Annotated in this window: 5 protein-coding genes; 1 reads left to right on the top strand and 4 read right to left on the bottom strand. The window is 61.9% G+C overall.

From position 1 onward, the window contains the following. Positions 1–60: 60 nt before the first annotated feature. Positions 61–333 carry a 30S ribosomal protein S15 gene (gene rpsO / locus QOC89_RS30350; protein ID WP_011487489.1) on the bottom strand — a complete coding sequence of 91 codons (273 nt, stop codon included), beginning with the start codon at positions 331–333 and terminating at the stop codon, positions 61–63. A 216-nt stretch (positions 334–549) separates the two neighbouring features. Then, positions 550–1,881, bottom strand: coding sequence for a branched-chain amino acid ABC transporter substrate-binding protein (locus tag QOC89_RS30345; protein ID WP_323048419.1), 1,332 nt, complete (start codon positions 1,879–1,881; stop codon positions 550–552). Between the two features lie 184 nt (positions 1,882–2,065). Between QOC89_RS30345 and QOC89_RS30340 the strand changes: the two genes are divergently transcribed. Further along, complete coding sequence (locus tag QOC89_RS30340) at positions 2,066–2,629, top strand: hypothetical protein (RefSeq protein WP_323048418.1); 564 nt, start codon at positions 2,066–2,068, stop codon at positions 2,627–2,629. Positions 2,630–2,806: 177 nt separating this feature from the next. Here QOC89_RS30340 and QOC89_RS30335 read toward each other — a convergent pair whose 3' ends face one another. Next, entirely contained in the window at positions 2,807–4,354 is a 1,548-nt protein-coding gene (locus tag QOC89_RS30335; protein ID WP_323048417.1) for a 2-isopropylmalate synthase, read from the bottom strand. A gap of 384 nt (positions 4,355–4,738) precedes the next feature. Continuing rightward, a partial coding sequence (gene pssA, locus QOC89_RS30330; protein WP_323048416.1) for a CDP-diacylglycerol--serine O-phosphatidyltransferase occupies positions 4,739–5,437 on the bottom strand: 699 nt, incomplete at its 5' end.

Genomic DNA, 5,437 nt, shown 5'->3' with positions numbered 1-5,437 from the left:
AAAAACAAAATGCCTGTATCAGTGGAACTGACACAGGCATCTTGCTGAACGACTGGCCGATTACTTACGCAGACCCAGCTTCTCGATCAGTGCGCGGTAACGATCCGCGTCCTTACCCTTCAGGTAGTCGAGCAGCTTACGACGGCGGCTCACCATGCGCAGCAGACCGCGGCGGCTGTGGTGATCCTTCGTGTGGGCTTTGAAGTGAACGGTCAGTTCGTTGATGCGGGTCGTGAGCAGCGCGACCTGAACTTCGGGGGAGCCGGTGTCGTTAGCTGCGCGTGCGAATTGCGCAACGACTTCGGACTTCTTGCTTGTTTCAACTGCGGACATGTCGATTTCCTTAAGAACTAGACAGGCGGTCACGGAAGAAAGGCCGTGCCGTGGGTTACCCGTGCATGCATGGTTTTAGCCATGCCTCACAACGGGACGCGTATTGTAGCACAGCCCAATCCGGCCGCGAACCCTGCTCCGCCGGGCGGCTCGCGTGCGCCCAGGGGTCCGCTTTGGGGCCGTTTCATTCAAGGCCGCTTCATCAAGGCCGCTTCATCAAGGCCGCTTCATTCTGCACACGGTCGACGGCACAGTACGCTCGGGTGGCAACGCCAGCACCGTGCGGAAACCGTAGCCTGAACCTTCGTTGTCGAACTTGACGCCCGGCGTGCCGCCCTTGTCCATCTCCATCACGTAAAGGGGCTGAATCAGTTGATGGTCATCGGCCCGCATCCAGGAAGCGTGAAAGCCGTTGTCGAACTTGATACCCTCCAAGGCCCGGGCGACCGGCATCGGGTCGGCGCTCCCGGCGCGGTTCATCGCCGCCGCGAGCGTTTCGATCATCAACGGCATGCGCAGGACCGGATAATCGTCCTGGGCGGCCGGGAACCGGCCGCGAAACGCGGCGTACCACGCGTCGGAGGCTGCACCGCCGGCGTTCGGGTGCCAGTCGGCCACCGCGATCACGTGTTTGACACCGGCGTCGCCCAACGCGGCGGGCGCGCCCAGACTGTTGCCATAGAAGGTGTAAAACCGGGTGTCGAGGCCCTGTTCGCGTGCCGCCTTGACCAGAAGCGTCAAATCGTTGCCCCAGTTGCCGGTGATGACCGCGTCCGCGCCGCTCGCGCGAATCTTGGCGATGTACGGCGCGAAGTCCTTCACGCGGCCGATCGGATGAAATTCGTCGCCGACTACCGCAATATCCGGACGCCTGGTCGCCAAGGTCGAACGCGCGAGGCTGCTGACATCGTGGCCGAAGCTGTAGTCCTGGTTCAGCAGATAAACCTTTTTCACCGCTTTGTCGCGCTGGATCACGTCGACCAGCGCATCCATGCGCATGCCCGCGTGCGCGTCGAAGCGGAAGTGCCAGAAACTGCAATTGGCATTGGTCAGGGCCGGATCGTCGGCGGAATAATTGAGGAACAGTTCGCGATTGCCCGGCTCGCGGCTGTTCTGCTTGTCGATCGCACCGATCAGCGCGGCCGCCACCGCCGAACTGTTGCCTTGCATGACGTAGCCGATATGGCGGTCGGCGGCGGCGCGCAGTTGCACCAACGCCTCTTCGGTACTGCCCTTGCTGTCGAGCACCACCAGTTCGAGCGGATGCGCGCCGTCGGCGAGCTTCACGCCGCCTTGCGCATTCACCTGTTCGACGCCGAAGCGCAGATTGCGCTCCACTGCCGCGCCCGCGTTCGCGAAGGGGCCGGACATGCCTTCGATCAGCGCCAGCTGGATCGGCGCCCCCGTGGGCTTGCTGATCGGCTTGCCTAGCGAGGTTGCCGAGCCCGACACCGCCTCGCCCGCGGCATGCGCCGCCGCGGCCGCCGAAATCGCTGCCAGCACCATGACTGCCGCCGCTGCCCCCCGTTGCCACTTCGCCATCGTCATTGCCCCGCTGGATTCGTCGAAGCGCGGATCATAGGGCGTTCCGGACGGAATAAGCAAGCCGGCGAATCCGTTTCCGTTCTTTCATCACACGCTTGTACGAAGCGCAAATCTTTTGCTGCCGCCCGTGTCAAAATAATGCGTCTCGATGATAAAAACCGCTACTCAAATGCCATCGGAGGAAGTCATGTCCAACCGCCACCCATCCACGGCGGCCTCGATCGAAGCACCGCCCGCGGCACGCCTGCGCCGCGCCGCGCTCATCTGCGTGAGCGCGCTCACGCTCGCGATTACGCTCGCCGGCTGCGTGCAGCCCTGGCAGCAATACAGCCAGGGCGCGGACGAATCGACCATCATCGCCCGCCTCGGCGCGCCGCGTGAAAGCTACGATTTGCCCAATGGCGGCAAGCGGCTGATGTGGCCAACCCAGCCGATGGGCGAAACCACCACCGCCGCCGACATCGACGCATCCGGCAAGATCGTCACCGTGCGCCAGGTGCTTCAACCCAACGAGTTCTACCGTGCCGAAATCGGCAAATGGACGAAAAGCGACGTGCTGGTGAACTTCGGCCGCCCGGTCGAAACGTCGTACTTCCCGCTGATGAAGCGCGAGGTCTGGACCTATCGCTATCTCGAAGACAATGTCTGGTACATGATGTACAGCTTCTATTTCGACGACCAGGGCATTGTGCGGCTCACGCAGAAAACGCCTGATCCGCTGCACGATCCAGATCGCCGCAGCCTGTTCTGAGCACCTGATCGAACTCATCGCACATGGGTAGACCAAGCCGCCGGTTCAGGCGGCTTTTTTATTTATCGCGCATGCGCGCCGACTTTTGCCAGAAAGCAGGAAGCCCCGCGCTCTTCAGCACGGGGCTTCCTGTCGAGCCGGTTCAGCGAACGCGCAGCCCGCGCACCCGCCCTCCCATCACTCCGAGCGTTGCGGATTCAACTTATCGACGTTCGAATACAGCTTGTTGAGCGCCGAGATATACGCCTTCGCGGAAGCCGCGACGATATCCGGATCGGTGCCCACGCCGTTGACGATACGGCCGCTCTTCGAGAGGCGCACGGTCACTTCGCCCTGCGCCTGCGTGCCGGTGGTAATGGCGTTCACCGAGTACAGCAGCAGTTCCGAGCCGCTGCCCACTTCCGTTTCGATCGCATTGAGCGTGGCATCCACCGGACCGTTGCCGCGAGCTTCTCCGGTCACTTCCTTGCCTTCAACCGAGAACACGATTTTCGCGTGCGGCTGCTCACCGGTTTCCGAATGCTGCGACAGCGACAGGAATTTGTAGTGCTCCTTTTCCTGCGCTTCAGCCGACTCTTCCGTGACGATCGCGATGATGTCCTCGTCGAAGATTTCCGACTTGCGGTCGGCCAGTTCCTTGAAGCGCGCGAACGCGGTATTGAGTTCGCCTTCGCTGTCGAGCGCGATACCGAGTTCCTGCAGACGCTGCTTGAATGCATTGCGGCCCGACAACTTGCCAAGCACGATCTTGTTCGCGCTCCAGCCCACATCTTCGGCGCGCATGATTTCATACGTGTCGCGCGCTTTCAACACGCCGTCCTGGTGAATGCCGGATGCGTGCGCAAACGCGTTCGCGCCGACCACCGCCTTGTTCGGCTGCACGACGAAACCGGTGATCTGCGACACCAGTTTCGACGCCGGCACGATCTGCGTGGTATCGAGACCGACATCGAGGCCGAAGTAATCCTTGCGGGTCTTCACCGCCATCACGATTTCTTCAAGCGACGTATTACCCGCGCGCTCGCCGAGACCGTTGATCGTGCACTCGACCTGACGCGCGCCGCCAATCTGCACACCGGCCAGCGAGTTCGCCACCGCCATGCCAAGGTCGTTATGGCAATGCACCGAGAACACGGCCTTGTGCGAGTTCGGAATACGCTCACGCAGCGTCTTCACGAGCTGGCCGTACAGTTCCGGCACGCCATAACCGACCGTATCCGCGATATTGATGGTGGTCGCGCCCTCGGCGATGACCGCTTCCAGCACGCGACACAGGAAATCCATGTCCGACCGGCTGCCGTCTTCCGGCGAAAACTCGACGTCGTCCGTAAACTTGCGGGCGAACCGCACTGCCAGCCTGGCCTGCTCGAACACCTGGTCAGGCGTCATGCGCAGCTTCTTTTCCATATGCAGCGGCGACGTTGCAATGAACGTGTGGATGCGGAAATGATCGGCCGGCTTGAGCGCGTCGGCCGCGCGTTGAATGTCTTTGTCGTTGGCACGGGCCAGCGAGCAGACCGTGCTGTCCTTGATCAGGCCCGCGATCGTCTGGATCGAATCGAAATCACCATTCGAGCTAGCCGCGAAGCCCGCTTCGATCACGTCCACCTTCATCCGCTCGAGTTGCTTCGCGATGCGGATTTTTTCTTCTTTCGTCATCGACGCGCCGGGCGATTGCTCGCCGTCACGCAACGTGGTGTCGAATATGATCAGTTTGTCGGCCATGTCGGGTCTCCCAAGGAGTCGTTCAATTGTGGGGATTGGATGTTGGAATTCGAGCGTTCGCGCCACCGCTGGCGACGCTCTAAATCACAGACGAAGCAGACGGAGGGCGGAAACGGTCAGCGATCAGCGATCAGCGCGGTAGTGCATCAGCACGAGCGCGCCTGGCGACGCACCGGTTTGTCAAAGTTCGTGCCGTCGTTCTCGTGCCGCAGTTCAAATGAGAACGTGAACGCATTCATCGAACGACTATAGCGGCATTCCCGGCGTCGTGCAATTGGCGTCAGACCTGCCTGCCACGCCCCGCCACAGGGCTTCGGCAAACGAAAACGGCAGCCCGAAGGCTGCCGTTTTCTCGTGTCATTTTCGTGCAAAAGCGGTGCGCGGTTACCTATCCCGTGCCACTGAGCGAGCTGGATTCGCCCTGCCCCGCAGCGCCTGGTAGCCCCAGAACACGTAGCCCGACAGACCGTACAGCACGAACAGGCCGAACAGCATCAGCGGCGGATCGGACGACACCAGCACGAACGCCACCACGACCAGCAGAATCACCCCGAACGGCACGCGATGCCGCACGTCGAGCGCCTTGCCGCTATAGAACGGTGCGTTCGACACCATCGTCACGCCGGCATAGATGGTCAGCACGAAAGCCACCCACGGCAGCCACACGAGCTTGAGCGGCACGCGGTTATCGGTGGCGAGCCAGACGAAGCCGGCGATCAACGCTGCGGCAGCCGGACTCGGCATACCCTGGAAAAAACGCTTGTCGACCACGCCGATGTTCGTATTGAAACGCGCGAGCCGCAACGCCGCCCCCGAACAATAGACAAACGCCGCGAGCCAACCCCAGCGGCCGAGGTCCTTCAGAATCCACTCGTACATGACGAGCGCCGGCGCCACGCCGAACGAGACCATGTCCGAGAGGCTGTCGAACTGTTCGCCGAAGGCGCTCTGCGTGTGCGTCATACGCGCCACGCGGCCGTCCATGCCGTCGAGCACCATTGCCACGAAGATCGCGATCGCCGCGATTTCGAAGCGCACGTTCATGGCCTGCACCACGGCAAAGAAGCCGCAGAACAGCGCGGC

The sequence above is a fragment of the Paraburkholderia sp. genome (assembly GCF_034668105.1).
GTDB lineage: Bacteria > Pseudomonadota > Gammaproteobacteria > Burkholderiales > Burkholderiaceae > Paraburkholderia.
Note: the sequence above shows the minus strand (reverse complement) of the source record. Positions and strands in the feature narration are given on the sequence as shown.